General features: G+C 69.8%; 18 protein-coding genes and 2 pseudogenes. 10 read left to right on the plus strand and 10 right to left on the minus strand.

What is annotated here, in order from left to right; translation table 11 throughout:
- Nucleotides 1–90: 90 nt before the first annotated feature.
- Nucleotides 91–612 (minus strand): AAA family ATPase, encoded by a 522-nt coding sequence (locus OG226_RS10405; protein WP_329348685.1) that lies wholly within the window; start codon nt 610–612, stop codon nt 91–93.
- A 234-nt stretch (nt 613–846) separates the two neighbouring features.
- On the opposite strand from OG226_RS10405, the gene OG226_RS10410 reads away from it, so the two are divergent.
- The 3 genes and pseudogenes from OG226_RS10410 (at nt 847) to fdhD (ending at nt 2,836) form a co-directional block, all read left to right on the plus strand.
- Entirely contained in the window at nt 847–1,818 is a 972-nt protein-coding gene (locus OG226_RS10410; protein WP_329348686.1) for a 2-dehydropantoate 2-reductase, read from the plus strand.
- Nucleotides 1,819–1,857: 39 nt separating this feature from the next.
- Nucleotides 1,858–1,980: pseudogene (locus OG226_RS10415) on the plus strand (2Fe-2S iron-sulfur cluster-binding protein); the annotation flags it as partial.
- Between the two features lie 7 nt (nt 1,981–1,987).
- Entirely contained in the window at nt 1,988–2,836 is an 849-nt protein-coding gene (gene fdhD, locus OG226_RS10420; RefSeq protein WP_328676591.1) for a formate dehydrogenase accessory sulfurtransferase FdhD, read from the plus strand.
- 481 nt (nt 2,837–3,317) lie between these two features.
- Here fdhD and OG226_RS10425 read toward each other — a convergent pair whose 3' ends face one another.
- Nucleotides 3,318–4,229 (minus strand): LysR family transcriptional regulator, encoded by a 912-nt coding sequence (locus OG226_RS10425; RefSeq protein ID WP_329348687.1) that lies wholly within the window; start codon nt 4,227–4,229, stop codon nt 3,318–3,320.
- Nucleotides 4,230–4,283: 54 nt separating this feature from the next.
- Between OG226_RS10425 and OG226_RS10430 the strand changes: the two genes are divergently transcribed.
- On the plus strand, nt 4,284–5,003 hold the full coding sequence (locus OG226_RS10430) for an SDR family oxidoreductase (RefSeq protein ID WP_329348688.1): 720 nt from the start codon (nt 4,284–4,286) through the stop codon (nt 5,001–5,003).
- A gap of 72 nt (nt 5,004–5,075) precedes the next feature.
- On the opposite strand, the gene OG226_RS10435 is transcribed toward OG226_RS10430, so the two are convergent.
- Nucleotides 5,076–5,624 carry an isochorismatase family protein gene (locus tag OG226_RS10435; RefSeq protein WP_329348689.1) on the minus strand — a complete coding sequence of 183 codons (549 nt, stop codon included), beginning with the start codon at nt 5,622–5,624 and terminating at the stop codon, nt 5,076–5,078.
- A 19-nt stretch (nt 5,625–5,643) separates the two neighbouring features.
- Nucleotides 5,644–6,081 (minus strand): MarR family winged helix-turn-helix transcriptional regulator, encoded by a 438-nt coding sequence (locus OG226_RS10440; RefSeq protein WP_328676598.1) that lies wholly within the window; start codon nt 6,079–6,081, stop codon nt 5,644–5,646.
- A gap of 142 nt (nt 6,082–6,223) precedes the next feature.
- Here OG226_RS10440 and OG226_RS10445 point away from each other — a divergent pair, with 142 nt between their 5' ends.
- The 3 genes and pseudogenes from OG226_RS10445 to OG226_RS10455 form a co-directional block, all read left to right on the plus strand.
- Nucleotides 6,224–7,150, plus strand: a complete 927-nt coding sequence (locus OG226_RS10445) for a quinone oxidoreductase family protein (protein WP_329348690.1) — start codon at nt 6,224–6,226, stop codon at nt 7,148–7,150.
- Nucleotides 7,151–7,326: 176 nt separating this feature from the next.
- On the plus strand, nt 7,327–9,201 hold the full coding sequence (locus tag OG226_RS10450) for a sialidase family protein (protein WP_329348691.1): 1,875 nt from the start codon (nt 7,327–7,329) through the stop codon (nt 9,199–9,201).
- A 10-nt stretch (nt 9,202–9,211) separates the two neighbouring features.
- Nucleotides 9,212–9,815, plus strand: a pseudogene (locus OG226_RS10455) (hypothetical protein); the annotation flags it as partial.
- An 18-nt stretch (nt 9,816–9,833) separates the two neighbouring features.
- Here the strand turns inward: OG226_RS10455 and OG226_RS10460 are convergent.
- Nucleotides 9,834–10,850 carry a bile acid:sodium symporter family protein gene (locus OG226_RS10460; RefSeq protein ID WP_329348692.1) on the minus strand — a complete coding sequence of 339 codons (1,017 nt, stop codon included), beginning with the start codon at nt 10,848–10,850 and terminating at the stop codon, nt 9,834–9,836.
- Nucleotides 10,851–11,034: 184 nt separating this feature from the next.
- Between OG226_RS10460 and OG226_RS10465 the strand changes: the two genes are divergently transcribed.
- A complete protein-coding gene (locus OG226_RS10465) occupies nt 11,035–11,904 on the plus strand; it encodes a LysR substrate-binding domain-containing protein (RefSeq protein WP_328676604.1) in 870 nt (289 codons plus the stop codon).
- Nucleotides 11,905–12,093: 189 nt separating this feature from the next.
- On the opposite strand, the gene OG226_RS10470 is transcribed toward OG226_RS10465, so the two are convergent.
- Together OG226_RS10470 and OG226_RS10475 are read right to left on the minus strand one after the other, a co-directional pair.
- Complete coding sequence (locus OG226_RS10470) at nt 12,094–13,239, minus strand: DUF3500 domain-containing protein (protein ID WP_329348693.1); 1,146 nt, start codon at nt 13,237–13,239, stop codon at nt 12,094–12,096.
- Between the two features lie 209 nt (nt 13,240–13,448).
- Nucleotides 13,449–14,462 carry an Lrp/AsnC family transcriptional regulator gene (locus tag OG226_RS10475; RefSeq protein WP_329348694.1) on the minus strand — a complete coding sequence of 338 codons (1,014 nt, stop codon included), beginning with the start codon at nt 14,460–14,462 and terminating at the stop codon, nt 13,449–13,451.
- Nucleotides 14,463–14,570: 108 nt separating this feature from the next.
- Here OG226_RS10475 and OG226_RS10480 point away from each other — a divergent pair, with 108 nt between their 5' ends.
- Together OG226_RS10480 and OG226_RS10485 are read left to right on the plus strand one after the other, a co-directional pair.
- Nucleotides 14,571–16,094: an MFS transporter gene (locus OG226_RS10480; RefSeq protein ID WP_329348695.1), complete on the plus strand. Its 1,524-nt coding sequence runs from the start codon at nt 14,571–14,573 to the stop codon at nt 16,092–16,094.
- 240 nt (nt 16,095–16,334) lie between these two features.
- Entirely contained in the window at nt 16,335–18,161 is a 1,827-nt protein-coding gene (locus OG226_RS10485) for an AMP-dependent synthetase/ligase (RefSeq protein ID WP_328676612.1), read from the plus strand.
- Nucleotides 18,162–18,173: 12 nt separating this feature from the next.
- Here the strand turns inward: OG226_RS10485 and OG226_RS10490 are convergent, their stop codons facing one another.
- Genes OG226_RS10490 through OG226_RS10500 form a run of 3 tightly spaced genes read right to left on the minus strand, consistent with a single transcriptional unit; the run spans nt 18,174 to nt 24,834 of the window.
- On the minus strand, nt 18,174–20,240 hold the full coding sequence (locus OG226_RS10490) for a PQQ-dependent sugar dehydrogenase (RefSeq protein WP_329348696.1): 2,067 nt from the start codon (nt 20,238–20,240) through the stop codon (nt 18,174–18,176).
- On the minus strand, nt 20,237–21,607 hold the full coding sequence (locus OG226_RS10495) for a glycoside hydrolase family 27 protein (protein WP_329348697.1): 1,371 nt from the start codon (nt 21,605–21,607) through the stop codon (nt 20,237–20,239). Before OG226_RS10495 ends, OG226_RS10490 begins: the two co-directional genes overlap by 4 nt.
- Complete coding sequence (locus tag OG226_RS10500) at nt 21,604–24,834, minus strand: glycosyl hydrolase family 28 protein (RefSeq protein WP_329348698.1); 3,231 nt, start codon at nt 24,832–24,834, stop codon at nt 21,604–21,606. The genes OG226_RS10495 and OG226_RS10500 overlap by 4 nt, the downstream gene beginning before the upstream one ends.
- Nucleotides 24,835–24,839 lie beyond the last annotated feature (5 nt).

Below are 24,839 nucleotides of genomic sequence, written 5' to 3' on the forward strand. Positions count from 1 at the left end.
GCAGAATGCGCCGAACGGTCGCTGCCGAGTTGCTAGCCCGCCCTCGCCGCCGGTCCGGTTCGCGCGCCGCTTCTCGTGTGACGGGCGGCCTCAGCGCTGGACGGACTCCGCGATCCGCTGGGCGGCCTCGACAGGGGTGAGGTGCGTGGTGTCGACGACCTCGGCGTCGCGGTGCAGCCAGGTGCGGGCCGCCTCGGCGTACGGCTCCAGGTACGCGAGACGGAAGGTGGAGGGGCCCATGACGGTGTCCCCGTCGATGCGCCGACGGAGGGTGTCCTGGTCGGTGTGAAGGACGAAGTGCCGTACCGGGATGCCGTGTTGGGCGAGGCCCGTGCTGATCTCGCGCCAGTACTGCTCCACCAGGACCGTCATGGGGATCACCAGTGTGCCGCCGGTGTAGTCGAGCACGTGGCGGGCCGTCTCGACGACGAGCGGCCTCCATGGCGGCCAGTGCTGGAAGTTGTCCGTCGCGGGCAGCCCCGGCGTGATGTCCATGAGCGTCACACTGACCTTCTCGGCGTCGAACACCCGTGAATCCGGGAGCAGTTGCTGCACGAATGGACTGGTCGTCGTCTTGCCCGCGCCGTGGGTGCCGTTGAGCCATACGATCATGGGCTCGACGTTAGCGTCGGCCGCCCGCCCGGACCCAGTCGGCTGTGCGTGGCCCTCTGCACGCGGTCCGTCGTAGACAGTCCGCTGTACACAGTCCGCGCCCGAACCCTTGCCGACCCATCTTCCATACTGTAGACAATATTTCGTCGACACTGTTCGACCAAGACTCCGCCCGGCGCTGTCCGGGCGGCACCCTCCTCCGCGGTACTCCCTCGACCGAACGGAGAGTCTCCAGTGAGAGTCGCAGTCCTCGGCGCCGGTGCGATCGGCGCCTATGTCGGCGCCGCGTTGCACCGTGCGGGCGCCGATGTGCATCTCGTCGCCCGTGGACCGCATCTCGCGGCCATGAGGCAGCACGGCGTCCAAGTCCTCAGTCCGCGCGGCGACTTCACCGCCCGCGTCCATGCCACCGACGACCCGGCCGAGATCGGCCCGGTCGACTTCGTCCTCCTCGGTCTGAAGGCCAACTCGTACGCGGCGTGCGGGCCGCTGATCGAGCCCCTTCTGCACGACACCACGGCGGTCGTGGCCGCCCAGAACGGCATCCCCTGGTGGTACTTCCACGCGCACGGCGGCCCCTACGACGGGCAGCGCGTCGAGAGTGTGGACCCGGGCGGCGCGGTCAGTGCGGTGCTCGCGCCCGAACGGGCCGTCGGCTGTGTCGTCTACGCGGCAACGGAGCTTGCGGGACCGGGAGTTGTGCGCCATCTCGAAGGCACCCGCTTCTCCGTCGGCGAGCCGGACCGGAGCATCTCGGCGCGCTGTCTGGCGTGGAGCGAGGCCATGCGGGCGGGCGGTTTGAAATGTCCGGTGGAGCCGGATCTGCGCAACGACATCTGGCTCAAGCTGCTCGGCAACATCTCCTTCAACCCGATCAGCGCGCTGGCCCGCGCCACCATGCGGCAGATGTGTCTGCACGGCGGTACCCGCAAGGTCATCGAGATCATGATGACCGAGACGCTGTCCGTCGCCGAGGCGCTGGGCTGCGAGGTCGGCGTCTCCATCGAACGGCGGCTCGCGGGCGCGGAACGCGTCGGCGACCACCGCACCTCGACGCTCCAGGACCTGGAACGCGGCAAGCCGCTCGAACTCGACGTACTCCTCGCGGCCGTGGTCGAGTTGGCGGAGATCACCGGCGTCGAGGTGCCCACCCTGCGCACCGTGCACGCCATCTCCGACCTGCTCGCGCTGAGGAGTGCCGCATGAGGAACCGGCCGAGGCGTTCGCGGAGTGCGCCTCGGCCGCACTCCGCACATGCAGGACAATGAGACCGAGAAGGTCACCTCGCCGCACGACGGCCCGGTGACCCGCGGCACCCTCCGCAGCAAGGGCCGTTTCGGCCACCAGCACGTACAGAACCGGGGCTGATCAGGACATGGGACGAGTCACGGAACGACGCAAGGTGACCCGGATCCGGGACGGCGTGGTCACCACCCGCCCGGACACACTCGTCGCCGAGGAACCCCTGGAGATCCGGCTCAACGGCAAGCCGCTCGCGATCACCATGCGCACCCCCGGCGACGACTTCGCCCTCGCGGCCGGTTTCCTGGTCAGCGAAGGAGTGCTGGCCAACGCATACGATCTGCAGAACATCGTGTACTGCGCGGGGGCGACCGTAGACGGTTCGAACTCGTACAACGTGGTGGACGTACGGACCGCTCCGGACCTGGTGATGCCGGACATCACGTTGGAGCGGAACGTGTATACGACGTCCTCCTGCGGTCTGTGCGGCAAGGCGAGCCTGGACGCGGTCCGTACGACGGCTCGCTGGCCCATCGCCGACACTCCCCCGGTCCGTGTCGAGCCCTCGCTGCTCGCGGGCCTCCCCGACCGGCTGCGCGCGGCCCAGCGGGTCTTCGACCGGACCGGGGGTCTGCACGCGGCGGCCCTGTTCAGCGAGGCGGGTGAGCTGCTGGACGTACGGGAGGACGTGGGCCGGCACAACGCGGTCGACAAGCTGGTCGGCCGTGCCCTGCAGAACGGAGATCTGCCGCTGTCCCGGGTGATCCTCCTGGTGTCGGGCCGGGCCTCCTTCGAGCTGGCGCAGAAGGCCGTGATGGCGGGCATTCCGATGCTGGCGGCGGTGTCGGCGCCCTCGTCGCTCGCCGTGGACCTGGCGGCGGAGACGGGCCTGACCCTGGTGGGCTTCCTGCGGGGCAGCAACATGAACGTGTACGCGGGCGAGGACCGCATCGCCCTGCGGGCCGCGGCCGCCCAGGGCTGAGATCCGCGCTCCGCGTCACGGCGGCGGGGTCCCGACCGGCGGGGAGCGCCCCCTGCGCCGCAGGGGCCCCGCCTCAGTCCTGGCCCCCACCGGCACCGGCATCCCGAGGGCCGCGTTCACCTCAGCCTCGCACCACCGGCACCGCGGGGCCTGTGCCCGCCTCAGCCTCGCACCACCGGCACCCCTGGGCCTGTGCCCGCCTCAGCCTCGCACCACCGGCACCCCTGGGCCTGTGCCCGCCTCAGCCTCGCACCACCGGCACCGCGGGAGCCGTGCCCCAGCCCCGGCCCTGCCGACGACCGCCGTGAAGACCGCGCACCCCCTCAGTCCTCCCGACGGCCGCCGCTAAGACCGTGCCCCACGTCCGCCCTGCGCGGCGGCGACGCAAAGGGCGAGCCCCGTCTCGACCTTGGGCGCGGTCGCCGCGCACACCGTGCGCCCGCCTCAACCTTGCCGGGCGCCACGAACCCACGCCCCCACCTCAGCCCCGCGCGCCTCGCGCGACCTGCGCGGTCTCCACGAACGCCGCGATCAGCGGTGACCGGCGAGCCGCCTCCCAAGTCAGGATCACCTCGTCGGGCTCAGCGTCGGTCACGGGAACGTAGGTGATGTCGGGGCGGGAGTACTGCTCGGCGACGGAGACGGGGACGAGGGTGATGCCCGCGCCGGAGGCCACCGCCTCGAACTTCTCCTCGATGCTGCGGATCGGTACGTCGTCCGAGCCGGGGTCGGCGTACCGCAGCCAGGTCTCGCCGTCGAGGTCGGCCCGCACGAGGTCCTGCTTGCCGGCGAGGCGGTGGTCGGCGGGCAGCATCGCCACCCGGGCCTCGGTGAACAGCGGCAGCAGCGTGAGGCCCTGTTCGCGGATCGGGCGGCGCAGATAGGCGAGGTCGACGGTGCCGTCGAGGATCAGCTGCTCCTGGTCGTCCCACTCGACCCGGCGGGCCTTGACCTCCATGCCGGGGTGGGCGGCGCCGTAGGCCCGCAGCGTGTGGGTGATCACGACGCCCGCGCGGAAGCCGACGACGAGCCGGTGCGGACCCCGCGCGGACCGCTGCACCCTACGACGCGTCGCGTTCGCGGAGGCGAGCAACGCACGTCCGTCGTCCAGGAGTTGACGTCCGGCCGCCGTCAACGACACACCATGACTGTCCCGTTCGAAGAGCGCGGTGTCCAAGTCCTTCTCCAGGGACCGGATCTGACGGCTCAACACAGGCTGCGCGATGTGCAACTGTTCCGCCGCGCGCCCGAAGTGCAGCAGTTCGGCCACCGCCACGAAGTAGCGCACCTTCCGCAGGTCGAGGTCCACGGGTGCCGCCCTTCCGTACGTCGTCGGCGATGCCTTCAGGGTATCGCCACCACCAAAAGAGGTCTTGGACGGTGGAGCGGCCACGGCCGCAGGCTGGATGACGTCACCACAACGCGCACGAACCGAGAGGGGCAGGACATGGGGCTGCGAGGACAGCGGATCGTCGTCATCGGCGGTACGGCGGGAATCGGGTTCGCGGTCGCGGAGGCGGCCGCGCGGGAAGGCGCCCGGGTGGTCGTCGCCTCGCGCCGGCAGGAAAGCGTGGACGCGGCCCTGAAACGGCTTCCGGAGGACGCCGAGGGGCAGGTGCTGGACGCGAGCGACGAGGACGCGGTGCGGGCCTTCTTCGCGGGGCTCGGCGGTTACGACCACCTGGTCTACACGGCCGGTGAGGCGCTGCTGATGGAGAGCCTCGCCGAGTCCGACCTCGGGCGGGCCCGCACCTTCCTGGACACCCGGCTGTGGGGTGCCTACACAGCGGTGAAGTACGGCGCCCCGTCGATCCGGGAGGGCGGTTCCGTGGTCCTGACCACGGGCACCGCCGGACGCAGGCCGCTGCCGGGCACGACCGTCGCCGCCGCGCTGTGCGGGGCGATGGAGTCGCTGACCCGGGCGCTGGCCCTGGAACTGGCCCCGCTGCGGGTCAACGTGGTCGCACCCGGTGTGGTCCGAACCGAACTGTGGCGGGAGTTGGACGACGAGCTGCGGGACGGACTGTTCGAGTCCGCCGCCGGGTCACTGCCGGTCGGCCGGATCGGCGAGCCGGAGGACATCGCCGAGGCGTACCTGTATCTGATGCGCGGCGGCTATACGACCGGTTCGACGGTGGTCGTGGACGGCGGCACGGTCCTCGTCTGACCGTCCACCGCCCGCCTCCCTCAACCAGCCCGCGTGAAGCGGACCTCGGGGCCGCCCGACACGAGGCGCATCTCAGTCGCCGACCCCGAAGCGCACCTCCGCCGCCGTCACCACCGACCCCAGCCGCGGGAAGTCAAGCCTGACCGACGACTGGTGCTCGGCCGCCGTGAGGGCACTCATCGCGTCCTCGACGAAGACGAGTTGGTGGCCGAGGTCGCCGGCGGCTCGCGCGGTGGACTCCACGCCGAGGTTGGTGGCGATCCCGCCGAACACCAGGGTGTCGACGCCCCGTTCACGCAACCGCTCCTCAAGTCCCGTGCCCTGGAAGCCCCCGATCGTCCGTTTCACGATCTCCAGGTCCCCTTCCCGGAAGAGCCCGTCGGCGAGTCCACTGCCGGCGGGCTGCTCGGTGATGCCGGGACGTTCGACCCGGATCAGCACGACGAGCGCACCGGCGGAGCGGAACACGGACGCCAACTCCGCGGCCACGGCGAGGACTTCGGTGCCCTTGTACGGTTCGAGCGGCAGCGCGACGATGCGGTCCATCAGGTCGACGAGGACCAGGGCGGTGCGCTCGGGGACGAGGGCGAGCCGGGGTTCGGGAGTCTGCGGCGGGGTCATGACGGAACGTTAGCCCCCGTCAGCCGTCCGTACCGGAGATCCGCGTCAACAGGCCCATGAACTGGTCGCGTTCGACCTCCGACAGCGGGGCGAGGAGCTGCTCGTTGGCCGCACGAGCCGCCTTCTCGCAGCGCTTCAGCAGCCGCGCGCCCTCAGGCGTGAGCGACACCGCGTTCTTACGGCGGTCCTTCGCGTCCGGCTCCCGTACGGCCAGGCCGGACGCCTGGAGGTCGTTGAGGACGCCGACCAGATCCTTGGGATCGAGCCCGACACCGCGGCCGAGGTCGGCCTGAGCGACCGGAGCGAGATCGCGCACGGCGGAGAGCACCACGTGGTGCCACATCTTCAGCCCTTCGGCCGCCAGCGCGTCGGCGACGAGAGCCCGGCCCCGGGCCGCGGCTCGGCCAAGGAGCCAGCTGGGGAGGGAACGGATCTCGGGGAGGGGTGCTTCGGCCATGTGGGCAGCCTAGCGAAAAGTCGTTGGACTTCCCAATGAAATCGTGAATACCATTGGGCCTCCCAACGATCCCCACCGATCCCACTGCTCCCCACTGCTCCCCGCTGATCTCTGACGCTCCCTGACAATCCCTGGAGGTGCGATGCGTCGCGTCCGGTACGAGTCCACCGGCGGCCCGCTGTTCCTGGAGGACACCCCCGTCCCCGCGCCGGGCCCCGGCGAACTCCTCGTCCGTACCGAGGCGATCGGGGTCACCCTGCCCGTCGTCCGCAAGGTGACCGAGGCGGCCGAGCCGATCGCGCTCGGCGGCGAGATCGCGGGCGAGGTGGCCGACGCAGGACCCGGCGTGACGCGCTTCCGTGCGGTCGAGCGGGTGACCGGGCTCTGCTTCGGGCACGGGTACGCCGACTTCGCCCTCCTCCACGAGGCCATGGCCTCCCCCATCCCCGACTCGGCCTCCGCCGTCGACGCGGTCGCGCTCGTCCGCAGTGGACTGGTGGCTCTGGGCGCGCTGGACGCGGCCCGCCCCGAACCCGGTGAGGCCGTGCTGATCACGGCCGCCGCGAGCGGAGTCGGCCATCTGGCGGTGCAGTTGGCGAGGGTGCGAGGTGCCGGGCGGGTCGTGGGCGCGGTGTCCGATCCGTCGAAGGGCGACTTCGTGCGCGCTCTGGGTGCCGACGAGGTGATCACCTACGGCTACCTTGACCGGCCGGGCTGGGGCGAGCCCGTCGACTACGTACTCGACGCGGTGGGCGGCGAGTTGCTCACCCCGGCCATAGCCGCGCTCGCCCCGGGTGGTCGGCTCGTGGCGTACAGCTCGGGCGGCGGGACGGTCCAGGCGTACGACCTTCTCGTGGGCGCCAAGTCCGTGATCGGGTTCCAGATGGCGCGGATCGCGCGCGGGAAGCCGGAGCTGTACGAGCGGTGGCGGCGGGAGCTGTGGCGGCTGTTCACGGAGGGTGCCCTGAAACCGTCCGTGCACGGGGAGTTCGCACTGACGGAGGCGGCCGAGGCGCACAAGGTGATCGAGGCGCGGAGCAACCTCGGCAAGGTCGTCCTGCGCCCCTGAGACGCACCGCCGCGCCTGACGATCACTCACCACCCGTCCGGCGTTGCGAAGTTATGTGGTGACGACCGCTGCACGCTTCTTGTGGGGCACTGGAGGCCCCAACTAACGTCTGTGAAGCGCCCGTTGGACGTGGGATGTCCGGATGTCCAGACGAAGGAAGGGCAGGTCGCACCACCATGCCGTCGAGTCTTCGCGCACGTCTGAGATCCACCCTCACCGCCGCACTCACCCTGGCCGCGCTGCTCATGCTCCCGAGCCCCGCGCACGCCGTCACCGCCCAATCCGCTGCCCCCGCACCCGAGTTCGACCAACAGGTCCTCTTCAAGGCTCCCCAGGACGCGGGGTACGCCTGCTTCCGGATCCCGTCCGTCGTGAAGACCAAGGACGGCACACTGCTCGCGTTCGCCGAGGGTCGGGTCCTCAACTGCGGTGACGCCGCCGACATCGACATCGTCGTCAAACGGTCCACCGACGACGGCCTCACCTGGAGCCCGTTGCAGGTCGTCAACCACGGCGGCGGTGACACGCACGGCAACCCGGCACCCATCGTGGACCGCAGAACGGGCCGCGTCCTGCTCGCCGAGACGTACAACACGGGCCGTACGGACAGCGCCAGTTGCTCGGTCCCCTGCGACCGCACCCCGCACCTGCAGTACAGCGACGACGACGGTCTCACCTGGTCGCAGCCGCGTGACCTGAGCGACGAGATCCTGCCCCCGACCTGGAACTCCTGGTACGCCACAGGACCCGTGCACGGCATCCAGCTCACCCGTGGCCGGCACCGGGGCCGGCTCGTGTTCGGCGTCAACACCGAGACCTGGGACGGGAGTCGGGTCACCGCGAACAACGCGGCGCTGATCGTGAGCGACGACGGCGGCGACCACTGGAGGATCGGCGCGACCGACTCGTATCCGATCGCGACCGACGGGACGTGGCGGCAGAAACCGTCCGAGGTGACGCTGACCGAGCGCACCGACGGTTCGATCCTGGTGAGCGGCCGTGAGCAGGACGGCACCGACCTCGGGCAGCGTACCCAGGCGGTCAGCCGTGACGGCGGCGACAGCTTCACCGCGCCCTTCCACGCCCTGCCCGACCTGTATGCCCCGCAGGTCCAGTGCTCGACGCTCGGTGTCGGCTCCCGCATCCTGCTGGCCTGCGACGCCGATCCCGACCGCCGCCGCACGATGATGATCCGCTCCTCCTACGACGGGGGCCGCACCTGGGACAGCGTGGACCGCGGCACGGTAGTGACGAAGGACTGGTCGGGCTACTCCGACATGGCGCGCGTCGACGGCGACACGGTGGGCCTGCTCTACGAGGGCGGCGCCGTGACCGCGACCGACGAGATCCGCTTCGCCCGCTTCAACGAGGCCTGGCTGCAACCGCGTCGGGGCCCGGACCCCACGACCGCCGACCTCGCGCCCTACGCCAAGCGCGCGTTGGTGCTCGGCGGCGCCCAGGAGACGGACGGCGTGTTTGGTGGTGCCCTGTCCTTCGACGGTGTGGACGATGCCGTGCGCCTGCCGTACAGCGACCGACTCCCCCTGGGGACAAAGGACTTCACGGTGTCCCTCTGGTTCCGCTACACCGCGACGACCGGGGATCAGCCGTTCCTGTGGATGGGCGGGGTCGGCACCACCGAGCCGCAGGTCTGGCTGCGCGGTGAGCCCGCCGGGAATCACGTCCGGGCGCTGATCACCACCCGGGTCGGCGCGACGACCGTCCACACCGCCTCCGTGGTGACCACCGGCGCCTACAACGACGGCCAGTGGCACCGGGCCGTACTGCGGCGCGGTGGTGGGCAGTTGGCCCTGTCCGTCGACGGTACGACGGTGAGCACGGCGGACATCGTGGGCTCGGTGAGCCGCAACTCGCCGTTCGGTGTGCACATCGGCCAACGCATGGACAGCATGCAGTACTTTACCGGGTCGATCGACGAAGTCCACGTCTGGGACCGGCTGTTGACGGACGACGAGCTGGCCGTGCGGCACCCGTCCACCGCCGGGACCGTGCTGTGGCTGCCCATGGACCATGTGAGCGGCAGCCACTGACGTCCCGGGCCTGCCCGACGACCGACGCGCACGACAGCGTAGGGGGGCCGGGGTCGGCCTGCCGCTGACCCTGGTTCCCGCCGCCGTGCCGCTCACGGCCCTCCCCAGGCACCACGACCGGGAGGGCGGCGCCGCGTGCACGGCCCGTACCGTGCGCTCCTGGTCGCCGGACGCGAGACTCACCGACTCCTTCGCCGCGTACGGCGACGACGCGTCCGGTGCCGACGACGGGACCGGCGACGGCACCCACTCGGTACGGCTGCCGGACGGCCGGGTGCTGTGGCTGTTCGCCGACACCTGCCTCGGCCAGGTGTACGCCCCGCCCAACCCGGTCGGCGAGCCGTACGCCCGGCAGGACACCAGCGCGCCCCTGGTCCGCAACGCGGCGGTGGTGATGCACGACGGCCACCTCCAACTCACGCTCCCCGCACCGCTGTTACCCGACCCGGCACCGAACGAGTGGCGTCGGCCGGTGGCGGCCCGCGTCGAGCCCCGCTCCCCCCGCTCACCCGAGTCGGTCGTACACGTGCTGCTGTGGACGCGGGCGGCGGGGCCCGTATCCGTGGAGCTACGGCGTTCCGATTACGACGTCGACTGGCTGGACGCGACGGCCGCTTCGGCCCCGCCGAACCTCAGCCGGAACGTGTCGCTGTACCGACCGCGGTTCGTGACCCTGCGGTTGGGGCCGCCGACCCGGTGACCTCGGGCAGTGGATCGCGGGCGCGGCGCTTGGCGATGACCGCGCACACCATCAACTGCATCTGGTGGAAGAGCATCAGCGGCAGCACGGCCAGCGAGGCGTGGGCGCCGAACAGGACGCTGGCCATGGGCAGTCCGGACGCGAGGGACTTCTTCGAGCCGGCGAACTGGATGGCGATCCGGTCCTCCCGGTCGAAGCGCAGCGCCTTGCCGCCGTACCAGGTCAGGGCGAGCATCACGGCGAGCACGACGGCCTCGACGGCGAGCAGTCCGGCGAGGCGGATCGCGCTGACCTGGTGCCAGATGCCCTGGACCATGCCCTCGCTGAACGCGGTGTAGACGACGAGGAGGATCGAGCCGCGGTCGACGTAGCCGAGGATCTTCTTGTGCCGGGTGATGAACCCGCCGATCCAGCGCCGCAGTATCTGCCCGGCCAGGAACGGCACCAGGAGTTGCAGCACGATCTTGAGGAGTGAATCGGCGGAGAAACCACCGCCGTTGTTGCCCAGCAGCGCCGCCGCGAGCAGCGGGGTGATGACGATGCCGGCGAGTGAGGAGAAGGAGCCCGCGCAGATCGCGGCGGGCACGTTGCCGCGCGCGATCGAGGTGAACGCGATCGACGACTGGACGGTCGACGGGACCAGGGTGAGGAACAGCAGCCCTTGGTAGAGGGGTTGGGTCAGGATCACCGGGACGAGACCGCGGGCGGCCAGGCCCAGCAGCGGGAAGACGACGAAGGTGCAGGCCAGGACGGTGGTGTGCAGCCGCCAGTGCTTGAGCCCGTCCAGCGCCTCACGCGTCGAGAGGCGGGCGCCGTAGAGGAAGAAGAGGAGGGCGATCGCGGCCGTGGAGGCGCCCGAGGCGACGTCGGCGCCGGTGCCTCTCGCGGGGAGGAGTGCGGCGAGGCCCACCGTCGCGAGCAGCAGCAGGATGTAGGGGTCGACCGGCATCCGACTCGGCCATCGCAGGCGTTTCACTGTGCTCCACTGTCTCGCTCGTCTCGCTGTACGTCCGGTCCGTCGTGCGGCGCGGACTCGTGCCCTCCCCATCCTCCTCTCCGGACTCTTGATCGGGAATCCGTCATACCGCTCTGACTGCCATCACGTTTCGCGATAACCGGATATCGTGTATGCCATGTACGACCTCTCCCACCTGCGGACCTTCCTCGCGGTGTCCCAGACCCTGAGCTTCACGCAGGCCGCCCGTCGGCTCGGGCTGCGCCAGTCCACGGTGAGTCAGCACGTGCGGCGGCTGGAGGACGCGACGGGGCGGCAGCTGTTCACCCGGGACACCCACTCCGTGGAGCTGACGGAGGACGGCGAGGCGATGCTCGGATTCGCGCGCCGCATCCTGGAGGTGCAGGAGCAGGCGTCGGCGTTCTTCACCGGCACCCGGTTGCGCGGTCGGCTCCGCTTCGGCGCGTCCGAGGACTTCGTCCTCACCCGGCTGCCCGAGATCCTGGAGGGCTTCCGCTACGACCACCCCGAGGTCGACCTGGAGCTGACGGTCGAGCTGTCCGGCACGCTGCACGAGCAACTGGCCGCCGGGAAGCTGGACCTGGTCCTCGCGAAGCGCCGGGCCGAGGATCCGCGGGGCGAACTGGTCTGGCACGACAAGCTGGTGTGGATCGGCGCGGAACGGCTCCGCCTGGACGCGGACCGCCCGGTGCCACTGATCGTCTATCCGCCACCCGGCATCACGCGGGCGCTCGCGCTGGAGGCGCTGGAGCGGCAGGGGCGGGCGTGGCGCATCGCGTGCACGAGCGGGAGCCTGAACGGGCTGATCGCCGCGGCCCGGGCGGGGCTGGGGGTGATGGCCCACTCGCGGGGGCTGGTGCCGCCGGGGTTGGTGCGGATGCCGGAGCGGGCGGGGCTGCCGGAGCTGGGCGAGGTCGACTTCGTGCTGGTGCACGGGCGGCGGCGGGTGTCGGCTCAGGGGGCGGCGGACGCGTTGGCGGCGGCGATTCTGGCGGGTGGGGATCGGCTGCATCGGCGCGGTCCGTAGTTTCGGTTTTTTTATCGTGCGTCGATACCGAGATTCAATTCAGCGAGGGTGCGAGAAAACGCCGAAAAATATCCCGGCGCCAACAAAAATTCCGAGGGCAATGAGCTACCCGGCCGACTGCGCTGGAATTCCCGACAGCGGGCGGCGCCGCTGTGAGCGGCGCCGCCCATTATGTCGCCGGCGGGTGGTCTAGGAGAACGAGAACTCTCCTCCGTAGTCGGTGTCGTGATCGCGGTACACGGAGCTGTAGTTGAGCTCGCTGGTGTCGATCACGCCGTCCTTGACGGAGAACTCGATCCAGACGCCGGGTCCGTCGATGCGAACGTAGTCGCCCGCGGTGTCCAGTGCGGTGGTGCCGGAGTACGAGATGTAGGTGTCGTCGAGTTCGGACCTGTAGGTGCTCAGGGTGGACGCGGCGGTCGTGTCGTCCGCGGCCTCGACCCACGGCGTGATGGCGTCGAGCACCGACTGCTGCTGGTCGTCGGTGAGTTCGCTGACCGCGAGGCCCTCCTTGGCGTCGGGGAAGTCGCCGTCCTCGTCGGGGCCGAGCACCACGGCGGTGGTGTCGTCGGAGAGCTTCGCCTCCGACAACTCGTCGTCGCTCAGGCCTTCGAGCATCGACTCCATTCCGTCGTGCATCCCGGACAGGGGTGCGTAGGTGGTGCCGTCGTCGGTCCAGGTGGCGGGTTCCACTCCGACGAAGTACGGGGTGGCGCCGACGACCTCGCCGTCGTTGTAGGTGAGGTTGACGGCCAACTGGTCACCGCCGAAGTGGAGTTGCCAGGTGCCTGACGTGCCCGGGGTGCCCAGGAAGGCGAGGTAGTAGTTGCCGCTGCCGTAGCTGCTGTCGGTCTCGCCGAGGATGTCGTCGGCCGCCAGGACCTGGTTGATCTGGTCGTAGCCGGTGTCGGTCCCGGTGCCCGTGGCCGCCTCGACGACCGCCTTGGCGGCGGCGAGCTGGGTGTCGCTGAGCGTGCTGAGTTCGATGCCGACCCGGCAGTCAGCACCGCACGCCTCGTTCGACCAGGCGACGGCGTTGGCCTGCGTGAAGTCGAGGAGTACGTCGGCCTGTTGGTCGTCGTCCAGGGTCTTCAGGAACGCGTTGGCGGCGTCGACCACGTCCGAGACGGACGAGCCCGTGCCGGCCGTGCCCGTGGGTTCGGGGGCGGACGCGGAGGCCGGTGTGGACGGGGAGGTGGATCCGGGGTTCGTCGGGGACGCGGATCCGGGGGTGGTCGGGGATGCGCTGGTGGACGGGTCGGGGGTGACGGACGCGGCGTTCGCGTTGGCGTACATCGCGCCGCCGAGGAGGGTCGTCGCCGCCGCTAAGGCCATGACCACCTTCCTGCGGCGACCCAGCGACCTGCGGTGAGCGTTGTGGGTCTTCAATTCGACATTCCCTTCACGGGGCTCACCGGAAGGACTTCCGAAGACTATTTCGAAAAGATCTTTCGGGAAATCCCTGCGGCTTCGGTTTGGACGAGCCACAGTCGATCGCCGGACACTGTGATTCCCATCTCCGGGTGCTTGGTTTTGCGCATGATTTATCTTGAACTTACTTTGAGGGAGGGCGAGTTGAGGGGGAGCGTCCGATACGTCAGCTGTTTGACCCGGCGCAGGAACGGGCTCGCCTCCACATGCCGAATCCCGTCGAGCTGCCCCAACGGCCCACTGAGGTAGTCGTACAGTCCCGCCGTGTCCTTCACGACCGCGGTCACGACGATGTTGGACGGGCCGGCCGTGGCGGAGGCGTAGGCGACCTCGTCGTGCGTGGCGAGTGCCTCGCCGACCGAGTGCAGCGCGGCCGGGGTCGCCGTGATCCACAGAACCGCCGCACGCGGGTACCCGAACACCTCCGAGTCGTACTCGACGTCGATGTACACCGCCCCCGAGCCGATCAGTGCGGCGAGCCGGCGTTTGACGGCGGACTCGGAGCGGCCGGTGGCACGCTGGAGTTCGGGGTAGATGGCGCGGCCGTCGCGTTCGAGGACGGCGATCAGGGCCTCGTCCTCGGGCTCGATGCGGGCGGGTCCCGGTGCGGGCGCCGGTTCGGGGAGGAGCGCGGCGACCTGGTCGTCGGCGAGCACCTTGAAGCGGCGCAGCCAGCCCGTCGGGCCGCCGTAGAAGCGGTGCAGGAGTTGGTGGGCGCGGATGTCCAGGACGCTGGGGGTGCGCGGGAGTTTGCCGAGCAGGAGGTCGTCGTAGTCGCCGGGGCTGCGGGGGCGGGTCAGGCAGACGATCTCGGTGCCGCCCGAGGCGAGGCCGATCCAGGCGGTGTCGGGGCGCCTGGCGAGGGCGTCGGCGATGTTGAGGGCGTTGTCGGGGGCGCTGCGCAGGCGGAGCATCCACTGGTCCTGGCCCAGGCGTTCGGCGTCCCGGATCGCGACGACCCGCAGGCCGGCCTCGGCGGTGAGCCGGCGGTAGCGGCGGGCGATGGTCTGGTCGGAGGCGCCGAGCACCGCGCCGAGGCGGCTGAAGGAGGCCCGGCCGTTGAGCTCCAGCGCGGTCAGCAGTTGCATGTCGAGACGGTCGAGGGTGTCGGATTCCATCTCCAGCATGTCTGCTCCTGTCGGATTCCGGCGGCGAGGTGTCCGACACCGTCTTGATCGTCCGGGTCGAGCCCATCGTACGGATAACTGCACAACCCGGACAGGGGAGTTGAGGACATGCGTACATGGGGGCCGCTCACGGCGGTGTGCCTGGGCACGTTCATGTTGTTGCTGGACGTGACGATCGTGGTCGTCGCGTTGCCGGACGTGGCGCGGTCGTTGCACGCGTCGTTGAGCGATCTGCAGTGGGTGGTCGACGGGTACGCGCTGGCACTGGCCGCGCTGTTGTTGGGAGTTGGCGCCGCCGCCGACATCCTGGGGCGGCGGCGGGTGCACGTGGTGGGCGTCGTGCTGTTCGCGGTGGCGTCGCTGCTGTGCGGACTCGCGGACGGGCCGGGTGCGCTCGTGGCCGCGCGGGCCGTGCAGGGGGTGGGGGCGGCCGCGATGCTGGCGACGACGTTGCCGTTGCTCGGCTCCGTCTACCAGGGGCGGCAGCGGTCGGTGGCGCTCGGGGTGTGGGGTGCGGTCAGCGGCGGGGCCGCGGCGGTCGGGCCGGTGCTGGGCGGGGTGCTCACCGAGGGGCCGGGGTGGCGGTGGATCTTCTTCGTGAACCTGCCGGTGAGCGTGGTCGCCGTGTGGCTGACGCTGCGGGTGGTGCCGGAGTCGAAGGGGCCGAGCGGGATGCGCATCGACTGGCTCGGCACGGTCGCGTTCGCGGGGTTCGCGGGCGGGGTGACGTATGCGGTGGTGCGGGCCGGTGAGGACGGCTGGGGTGCGTCGGTGACGCTCGGGTCGTTCGCGGTCGCGGCCCTCGCGCTGGTCTGCTTCGTGCTGGTGGAGCGGCGGGTGGCGCATCCGCTGCTCGATCTGGCGCTGCTGCGGAAGCCCGCGTTCGTGGGCGTGATGGCGGGGGCGCTCGCGTTCAACGGAGTGGCGTTCGGCGGGATGCCGTATCTGTCGATCTGGCTGCAGACGCTGCTGGGGATGAGCCCGGTGCGCGGCGGGCTGACGTTGCTGCCTTTGACGGGTGCGGCGGTCGTGGTGTCGGTCCTCGCCGGGAAGCTGCTGCACGGGGTGCCGGCCCGGCTGACCATCGGCGGCGGGCTGCTGCTGATCGGCACGGGCTGCTTCTGCCAGGCCGTCCTCGGCGCCGGTTCGGACTGGACGACGCTGGTGCCGGGGCTCGTCCTGGTGGGCGTCGGCACGGGTCTGGTGGCACCGGGGATCGCGGGGGCGGCCCTCGCGGCGGTGCCGGCCGAGCGCGCGGGCATGGCGGGCGGTGCCGTGAATACCGTACGCCAGTTGGGGTATGCACTCGGCGTCGCCGTGTCGGGGACCGTACTCACGTCGCGGATGCGGGACACGCTCCCGCACGACGCGGCGCACACGCTGGCGGGCGGCGGGGCCGGGGCGCTGCGCGGGACGTTCCCGGAGCACGTGCTGCGGGCCGCGTTCGCGTCGGGGCTCGACTCGGCGCTCGTGACGGCCGGCTTCGTCGGGACGGCGGCGGGCGCGCTGGTGCTCGCCCTGGTCAGGGCGGGTCGCGCGGAGCGGACCGGCGGGACCGCGGGCACGGCACCGGGAGTGCCGGGGACCGCCGCGCGGACGCTCGCCGGGGAGGATTCGGCGTCGCCCCGGTGACGTCGTGTGACCGGACGCCAGGGGTAACCGGGTCGTACAGATTCAGTGGAGATTACGGGCCCGAAACCTACGGAACCGTAAGGATTTCTGTCCGACCCTTCCCCTTGTGAGGGCATTTTCCGTCGCTGACCAGTGCGGACGTGAGGACCGCTCGCTTTCCCACCCCCTCCCGCCCTTCCGCCCGGTGGGGTAGCTTTCACGGCGCTGTAGGGGAGCGCCGACAGGAGCGGGGAGCGGGGTTTGCGCGAGTACAACAACCCTCCGTTGGCGTTGGCACCGCCGGTGGGCGGTCTGGCCGACGTCGTCTTCGAGCGTGCCCAGGACGACCCCCTCCACGTCTCCCTCGGCCGCAAGGACGAGCAGGACGAGTGGCGGGACGTGACCGCCGCCGAGTTCCGCGACGAGGTCCTCGCCCTCGCCAAGGGCCTGCTCGCCCAGGGCATCCGCTTCGGCGACCGGGTCGCGATCATGTCCCGTACCCGCTACGAGTGGACGCTGTTCGACTTCGCCCTGTGGACGATCGGCGCCCAGGTGGTGCCGATCTACCCCACGTCGTCCGCCGAGCAGTGCTTCTGGATGCTGCACGACGCGCAGGTCTCGGCGGCGATGGTCGAGCACGAGGACCACGCGATGACCATCGCCACCGTCATCGACCGGCTCCCCGCGCTGCACCAGCTGTGGCAGCTCGACACGGGCGCCGTGCAGGCGCTGTACGACGCCGGCGCGCACATCGAGGACGAGGTGGTGCACCGGCACCGCCAGGCCGTCACCCCGGACTCGACCGCGACGATCATCTACACCTCGGGCACCACGGGCAGACCGAAGGGCTGTGTCATCTCGCACGGCAACTTCATGTACGAGGCGGACACGGTCATCGACACCTGGGAGTCCGTCTTCCACTCGAAGCGGGGCGAGGAGGTGGCGACCCTGCTGTTCCTGCCGCTCGCGCACGTCTTCGGGCGGATGGTGGAGGTCGCGGCGATCCGCGGCGGGGTCCGCTTCGGCCACCAGCCGCAGCTGAACGCCGCCGCCCTGCTGCCCGACCTGGTCGCGTTCAAGCCGACGTTCATCCTCGCCGTGCCGTACATCTTCGAGAAGGTCTTCAACGCGGCCCGCCGCAAGGCCGAGAAGGACGGCAAGGCCGGGCCGTTCGAGAAGGCCGTCGAGATCGCGGTGAAGTACGCGGACGCGATCGAGGAGAAGGCCTGGGGCATCGGCCCAGGCCCCTCGGCGGGCCTGCGCATGCAGCACCAGCTCTTCGACAAACTCGTCTACTCCAAGGTGCGGGCCGCCATGGGCGGCCGGATCCGCAACGCCATGTCCGGCGGATCGGCCATGGACCGGCGCCTCGGACTGTTCTTCGCGGGCGCGGGCGTCCAGATCTACGAGGGCTACGGCCTCACCGAGTCGACGGCCGCCGCGACCGCCAACCCGCCCGACCGCACCCGCTACGGCACGGTCGGCCAGGCCATCCCCGGTGTCACCGTGCACATCGCGGACGACGGCGAGATCTGGCTCAACGGCCCCAACGTCTTCCAGGGCTACCTCAACAACCAGAAGGCCACCGACGAGACCCTGCACGACGGCTGGCTCGCCACCGGTGACCTGGGCTCCCTCGACGAGGACGGCTACCTCACCATCACCGGGCGCAAGAAGGAGATCCTGGTGACCTCCGGCGGCAAGAGCGTCGCGCCCGGACTCCTTGAGGAGCGGGTGCGGGACCATCCGCTGGTCTCGCAGTGCATCGTCGTCGGCAACGACCGCCCCTACATCGCCGCGCTCGTCACCCTCGACCACGAGGCCGTCGAGCACTGGCTCACCATGCGCGGCAAGCCGCGGATGTCCCCGGCCCAGTTGGTGCGCGACGCCGACCTGGAGACCGAGGTGCGGCGCGCGGTCGTAGCCGCCAACACCCTGGTCTCGCAGGCCGAGTCGATCCGCACCTTCCGGATACTGGCCCAGCCGTTCACCGAGGAACACGGTCTGCTGACCCCGTCCCTGAAGCTGAAGCGCAAGGCCATCGAGAACACGTACTCCAATGAGGTCGAGGCGCTGTACCGGGCCTGAACTCCCGCTGCCCTAGCCGATGTTCACACGGAGGATCTTGTCGGATCCGTCCGGCTGGTTGCCGTTGTTGTCGCAGTTGGTGGTCGACAGCCACAGTTGGTCGGCGCCCGGGACCTTGGTGACCGTGCGCAGGCGTCCGTACGTTCCGACGTAGTACGCCGTCGGGGTGCCGACGCTCTCGGTGTCGCCGTTGATGGGGACGCGCCACAGGCGTTCGCCGCGCAGGGACGCCATGTAGACGACGTTGCGGACGATCGCGATCCCGCTGGGCGAGGCCTCGTCGACGTTCCAGGTGGCCTTGGGGTTGGTCATTCCGGCAACGCTGCAACTCCCTTCGCAGGTGGGCCAGCCGTAGTTCGCGCCCGGCTTGATGAGGTTGAGTTCGTCCTTGGAGCTGTTGCCGAACTCCGCTTCCCACAGGCGGCCGTTGCGGTCGAAGGCGAGACCCTGCGGGTTGCGATGACCGTACGAGTAGACGTAGTTGCCGAACGGGTTGCCGGGGGCCGGCTTGCCGTCCGTCGTCATGCGCAGGATCTTGCCGTTGAGGGAGGTCTTGTCCTGGGCGAGGTCGGGTGTCTGGGCCTCGCCGGTGGAGACGTAGAGGTAGCCGTCGGGTCCGAAGGCGAGGCGGCCGCCGTTGTGGTAGCGGTTCTTCTTGATGCCCTGGAGGAGGACCGTGTAGCCGGTGAGGGTGGTGCCGTTGTACGTCATGCGGACGACGCGGTTGCCCTCGGACGCGGTGTGCATGAAGTACACGTAGTGGTTGGTGGCCCACTTCGGATCGACGGCGACGCCGAGGAGGCCGCCCTCGCCGTTGGTGGTCACCACATCGGGCACGGTCCCGACCTGGGTCCGGGTGCCGTCCTTGACCGTCTTCCAGACCCGGAAGTCGTCCCGCTCGGTGACGAGGGCACTCTGGCCGTCGGGCATCCAGTAGATGCCCCATGGGATCGTCCAGCCGGTGGAGAGCGTGGCGACGGAGGACGGGACGCCGCCGTCCGTGGCGCAGGCCTTCGTGGTGAAGGTGACCGTGTTGCCCGGCTCGGAGAGGTTGCCGGCCGCGTCACGCGCTACGACGTTCAGTGAGTACGGGCTGTCGCAGGCGAGGCCCGTGAGGGTGGTCGAGGTGCCGGTGGTGACCGTCTTGTAGACGGTGTCCCCGCTGCGGATGTCGTATGCAATGACCGATCGGTCGTCGGTGGACGGGCCCCAGGCGAGGTCGACCGTGTTCGATGTGATGTCGGCGGTCGACAAAGTGCCGGGCTCGGTGGGCGGGGTGGTGTCCGAGCTGGGTTTCGTCGTGCAGTCGACGACCGGGCTGGCCGGTGAGGTGTTGCCGGCCGCGTCGCGGGCGATGACGGTGAGGTCGTAGGTGGTGTTCGGAGCGAGCCCGGTGAGGGCCTTGCCGGTCGAACTCCCCGGCGCCTCAGCGATCTTGTTGCCGTGCTCGTAGAGGTCGTACGCCGTGACGCCCACGTTGTCGGTCGAGGCGCCCCAGGCCAGCGTGAGGCCGTCCTCGCCGATGTCCGGGCAACTCGGCTGGCCGGGGCGGGTAGGAGCCTGTGCGTCGGCCGCGGTGCCCACACTGATGCGGTCGAGGTTGGGGCCGCCGTTCGCGGTGGTCGCGGTCGCCCGGACCCTGTCGGTGCCGGCGGCCAGCGGAACGTTCACGGTCCTCGTCGCCCAGGTGTTCCAGTCGGCGGTGGCCGGGAAGGAGACCGCGGTCGCTACGACCGTCCCGTTGACGGAGATGTCCAACGGGCGGTCGACGGCGGTGCCGTTGGCGTAGCGCAGCGCGATCGGCGCGGTGCCGGCGGCGGTGGCACTCACCGTGAACTCCACAGAGGAGCCTGTGACGTTGGTGTAGTCGACGAAGCCGGTGCCCGTGTAACCGGTGTGGTTGGTGGCCACGGTGCCCTGGACGACGGTGGCGTCCTCGGCCTGGTAGTCGGTGGTCGCCGCGTGCGCGGCAGTGCCGGTGAGTCCGGCGAGCGGCACGGCGAGGGCCAGAGTGAGGACGAGGGAGAGGATCGGCGAGAGGCCTCGCGTGCCCCGCTCCGGTGTTCTGTCGCGTGTCATGAGTGCCCCCGCAGAGTGCTGTCGACCGGGTTCACACGGATCAGGCGGGTCTCGCCCGGCCGTAGCGTCGCACTGTACGAGTCCGCGATGGTGCCCTTGTGGGAGCCGGACCAGAGGTCGGTGACGTCGCCGGAGCCGGTGAAGCCGACCTGCGACCAGTTCACGGAGACCGTCGCGCTGCCGGACGTACCGGTGTTGAACAGGGCGACGACGTAGGCGCCGTCGCTCTCGCGTTTGCTCCAGACCTGTGTGGCACCGCTGTTGACCACGCGTTTCGCGGCGACCCCGTCCTGGTCGACGCCGATCAGGCGGTCGTTGGTGAGCATCGCCTTGTCGACGGGGTCGAGGTGGGTGACATCGGTGCCGAGCAGCAGGGGCGAGCCCGCCATCGCCCACAGGGTGAAGTGCGAGCGCCGCTGGTCGGCCGTCAGTCCCACCTGGTCGCCGTTGCCGACCTCCAGGGAGTCCAGGTCGTTCCAGCCGCCCGGCCCCGCGTACGGCTGCCAGGACGCGGCGGTGTTGAAGCGCGCGGAGACGTGCGACCAGTCGGTGAGCGGATAGCCGCTACCGTTGGCGCCCGGGCCGCAGTAGCACTCGACGTCGCCCTGGGTGCGCCAACTGTTCGCCAGCGAACGCCAGGTGGCGGCGTCGGCGATCGGAAGGTTGTTGGAGAGCGCGAAGTCGACGGGCCGTCCGCTCGCCCGCAGCGCCTTGTCCCAGGCCTGGACGTCGGGGATGTCGGCGCTGCCCACGCCGTCGATCTTCAGGTAGTCGACTCCCCAGGAGGCGAACTGCTTCGCCCACGAGTTCACGAACTCCTGGGCGCCCGGCTTCCCGTAGTCGATGTAGTACATGTTCTTGCAGTTGTAGTTCTTCTCGGTCCTGGACGTGTCCGCGATGTCCTTCGCGTGGTACGAGGTGCCCTCGATCGGGGTGTTCGCGGTGACCGCGTTCTTGGCGATGCCCGGGGTGACATAGAAGCCGAACCTCAGTCCCTTGGAGTGGATGTAGTCGGCCAACGCCTTGATCCCGGAGGGGAACTTGGCCGTGTCGACGGCCCAGCGGCCGTAGGAGTCGACGGTGAAACCGTTGGTGTCGCACTTCTGCCAGAAGTCGTCGAGGTTGACGTACACGAAGCCGTGGTTCTTGAGGCCGCTCGACACCAGGGCGTCCGCCTGCGCCTTGATCTTGGCCTCGGTGGGCGTCCGGCGGACGTAGCTCCAGCTGCTCCAGCCCATGGCGGGGCGGGTGGACTGACCGTTGTCGGAGGCCGCGGCCGGGGTCGGGCCGCCCAGGAGCGGAAGCGCCGCGGCGGCCAACAGCCCGGCGAGCACTGCCACGAAGGGTCTGGATCCGATGTGTGTCATGACGATCCTCCGGGGGTCGCGTAGGAGGTGCCGATCCAGGCCTCGTCGATCCGCAGCCGCTGGTAGCGGGTGGCGTCGGTGGCGGCGGCCCAGGTGGAGTCGACTTCGAGGCGGACGTAGCGGGCGTTGGTCGCGGTGAGGTCAATACCCTGGATTCCGCGGCGGCTTGGGAGCTGTGCGGTCTTGACGGCGCTCCCCCAGTTCGTGCCGTCGTTGCTCAGGAACACCTTGTAGTCCTTGATGCGCGCCGACTGTTCGGTGTCGGAACGGGCGTAGGCCACGGAGTCCTCGCGCTGGTTGAGGCCGATGTACTGCACCTTCTTCGAACTGCCCAGGTCGAAGGTGAGGTTGACCGGCAGGGTCTTGTCGTTGTCCCAGTAGGTGAGGTAACTCCCGTCCCCGGCGGCCGAACCCGCGTGCCCGCTCGCCGAGGCGCTCGCGCTCACCGTGACGTCGGACAGGATGCCCTGGCGGCCGGCGGTCGTGACCTTGAAGACGGTGTCGTACGGATCCCAGCCGCCGAGACCGCTGAGCGTGAGCACTCCGCCGGACTGGGACCACGAAATCGCCGCGCCGGTACGGAGGTTGGTGACGGAGGCGATGCGGTAGCCGTTGTCGCGGATGCGGAGCGTACTCGTGCTGGGCGGGGTCAGCACATGGACGTACTGGAGGTTCGGGTCGGTCCGGCTGACCGTCGTCACGCCATGCGCGCCGTCGTTCCAGAAGCCGGGTTTGAGCCCGCCGTACAGGTAGCCGCCGCCCTCGGTGCCGTGCAGGGACTCCCAGATGGGGTCGAGGTAGGAGTCGGCGAAGGTGTTGAAGGCGGCTTGGTTCGCCGGGAACCTGCCGTTGACCTGGGCGGTCTCCGCCATCAGCGCCTTGACCGAGGAACCGGCGTTGGTGACGAGGCGGCCGAGGGTGAGGGCGCGGTCCACGGACGGGTCGGAGCCGTCGTACCACCAGGCGCCGGTCGACGGGAGCTTGAAGTCGGCTTCCGTCAGCCGGGGTTGAGCGGTGTACACGGCCTGCGGGTAGTCGTACGCGGGCGACATTCCCGCCTTCTGCTCATTGCTGATCATGTCCATGATCGGCGTGTCCTCGTTGTTGTTGCTGAGCGTGTAGTTCGGGCGCTTCTGATAGATCTGCTGGTAGAGGTCGTGGCTCTCCCAGTACGCGTTGTCGTTGTCGATCCAGAAGCCGCCGAGGTCGGGATAGCGGTCCATGACCTCGAAGAAGTTGTCGTAGCTGAACTGCCCGAAGCCGTCCCGGGTGGTCAGGTCGACGTTCTTGCCCTTGTAGGCGGAGTAGGCGGCCGAGTCGAGCCACTCGTGGCCGCCCTCGTCGTGCCACTGGGGGTCGTCGGTCATGTAGAGGACGACCTTCATACCCTTGGCCTTCGCGGCCGTGATCAGTTCACCGAGGAAGTCCCGCTTGGTGGAACAGGAGCCGGGGATCTTGGAGGGCCAGGGGCGGGCGTAGCCGAGGCGACTGTGGAACGTAGCCAGTACGAGGTATTGCGTATGCAGTTTCTGAGCCTCGTTCACCCAGTAGCCGGGGGTCCAGCCGCCGTTCGTGACATCGCTCTCCCAGCCGGTGCAACTGGTGTGGGCGGGCGCGGTGCGCAGGCCCCAGTGCAGGAAGAGGCCGCCGACGGAGTGACGGAGGAAGTCCTGGCGGGGGTTCTCCAGGTCGAGTGGCCGGGCGGCAGTGGTACCGCAGCTCTCCGTCGACCCCGTGCTCGACACCCGTGGTGCGCCGCCGCCGCTCACGCAGTAGCCGTCGACGCCCTGGAAGCCCATGTCGTACGGCGAGTTGGAGCCGCGCTGAGCGGTGAAGCCGGTGAACCGGATACCGCTCGCCGCGTTGGCGACGACCGCCGGCCGTCCGTCGTTCGCCGCGAACTTCACGGAGCTGTCGGTGAAGTGGACGTCGTCGGCGTTGTGGAGGTACCAGCCGTAGGCCGGCCGGGTGCCGATGGCCTTCGGGTTGTAGTCCTTGGGGTCGTTGCCCGGCACGCCGGCGGACATCGTGCCGTTGCCGCCGGGGACCGTGATGTCGACGTTCGTGAACGTGATCCCCTTGATCCGGTGGCCGTTCTCGCCCCACAGAGTCGGGCTGAACGAGGGGCTGTTGCCGGTGGCGGTGATGTTGTCGTAGGTGACGTCGCTGATCGAACCCACGCCCGGACTGTCGCCGCAGCGTTCGCGGGTGCCGATCTTCTCCATGATCGGCGAATGGACGCCGGTCATGGTGATGTCGCGGTAGTGGACGTCGGAGATCTTCGCGCCGTCCATGGAGACCATGCCGAGGCCGGACTTGTCGGCGCCCTCGATCCGGATCTTCTCGAACCGGTAGTCCGAGAAGTCGCCGCAGGTCTCGGATCCGAACATGAGCGCGTTGCAGCACTTGGCCGACAGATACGAATCACTCACCCGCACATGGCCGTTGGGGAGTTTGGCGCCGAGCGCGTAGTCGCTCTTGAAGACGAGTGCGTCGTCGTTCGCCTTGATGCTGGCGTTGGTCACGGTGACGTTCGTCGTGGAGATGATGTTCCAGCCGTCGCGGTCGCTCGCGGTGTCGATGGTCAGACGGTCCGAGGTGACGTTCGTGCAGCCGTTGACGAGCGCGGCGAAGTGGCCGCCCCGGCGCAGGGTGAGTCCGTCACCGATGCGGAGTCCGTCGCAGCGCGTCAACGAAAGGATCTTGTCGGCCTCGCCCGGCTTGGGGTTGCCGGTGATCAGGTTGCCGAGCCCGTCGATGACTCCGCCGCCGACGAAGCCGATGTTCGTGAGCCGGTCGCCGTAGATCATCGCGTCGTGGAAGTGGCTGTGGCCGTAGTCCTGGTACTGGTCGTACGGGTTGGCCTCGGGGGCGTCGTAGGTGTCGGCGGACGAGCCCTGGATCGTGGCGCCGGTGTCGACCTGGAGCGTCACGTTGCTCTTCATGTGGATGGTGTTCTTGGACTTGTAGGTGCCGGCGGGGAAGCGGACCGTGCCGCCGCCGGCCGAACCGGCCGCCGTGATGGCCTTGTCGACGGCCGGGGTGTCATTGGCGGAACCGTCGCCCTTGGCGCCGTAGTCGCGGACGTCGTAGACGGTGGCGTGCGGTGCGGGAGGCGTGGCCGCGAGGGCCGACGGGTGGGCGAGGCCGAGGACGACGGCGAACGCGAAGAACACGCTCGCGACCCAACTCCGTTGGTACATCGGCGATTTCATGGGGGGTTTCATGGGGG

The organism is Streptomyces sp. NBC_01261 (genome assembly GCF_036226385.1).
Classification (GTDB): domain Bacteria; phylum Actinomycetota; class Actinomycetes; order Streptomycetales; family Streptomycetaceae; genus Streptomyces.

What these genes read in the sequence shown, in the direction of transcription:
- OG226_RS10405 (WP_329348685.1), bottom strand. Translation starts at nt 612, where the DNA reads ATGATCGTATGGCTCAACGGCACCCACGGCGCGGGCAAGACGACGACC.
- fdhD (WP_328676591.1), top strand. Translation starts at nt 1,988, where the DNA reads ATGGGACGAGTCACGGAACGACGCAAGGTGACCCGGATCCGGGACGGC.
- OG226_RS10430 (WP_329348688.1), top strand. Translation starts at nt 4,284, where the DNA reads ATGGGGCTGCGAGGACAGCGGATCGTCGTCATCGGCGGTACGGCGGGA.
- OG226_RS10435 (WP_329348689.1), bottom strand. Translation starts at nt 5,624, where the DNA reads ATGACCCCGCCGCAGACTCCCGAACCCCGGCTCGCCCTCGTCCCCGAG.
- OG226_RS10440 (WP_328676598.1), bottom strand. Translation starts at nt 6,081, where the DNA reads ATGGCCGAAGCACCCCTCCCCGAGATCCGTTCCCTCCCCAGCTGGCTC.
- OG226_RS10445 (WP_329348690.1), top strand. Translation starts at nt 6,224, where the DNA reads ATGCGTCGCGTCCGGTACGAGTCCACCGGCGGCCCGCTGTTCCTGGAG.
- OG226_RS10450 (WP_329348691.1), top strand. Translation starts at nt 7,327, where the DNA reads ATGCCGTCGAGTCTTCGCGCACGTCTGAGATCCACCCTCACCGCCGCA.
- OG226_RS10460 (WP_329348692.1), bottom strand. Translation starts at nt 10,850, where the DNA reads ATGCCGGTCGACCCCTACATCCTGCTGCTGCTCGCGACGGTGGGCCTC.
- OG226_RS10465 (WP_328676604.1), top strand. Translation starts at nt 11,035, where the DNA reads ATGTACGACCTCTCCCACCTGCGGACCTTCCTCGCGGTGTCCCAGACC.
- OG226_RS10470 (WP_329348693.1), bottom strand. Translation starts at nt 13,239, where the DNA reads ATGGCCTTAGCGGCGGCGACGACCCTCCTCGGCGGCGCGATGTACGCC.
- OG226_RS10475 (WP_329348694.1), bottom strand. Translation starts at nt 14,462, where the DNA reads ATGCTGGAGATGGAATCCGACACCCTCGACCGTCTCGACATGCAACTG.
- OG226_RS10480 (WP_329348695.1), top strand. Translation starts at nt 14,571, where the DNA reads ATGCGTACATGGGGGCCGCTCACGGCGGTGTGCCTGGGCACGTTCATG.
- OG226_RS10490 (WP_329348696.1), bottom strand. Translation starts at nt 20,240, where the DNA reads ATGACACGCGACAGAACACCGGAGCGGGGCACGCGAGGCCTCTCGCCG.
- OG226_RS10495 (WP_329348697.1), bottom strand. Translation starts at nt 21,607, where the DNA reads ATGACACACATCGGATCCAGACCCTTCGTGGCAGTGCTCGCCGGGCTG.
- OG226_RS10500 (WP_329348698.1), bottom strand. Translation starts at nt 24,834, where the DNA reads ATGAAACCCCCCATGAAATCGCCGATGTACCAACGGAGTTGGGTCGCG.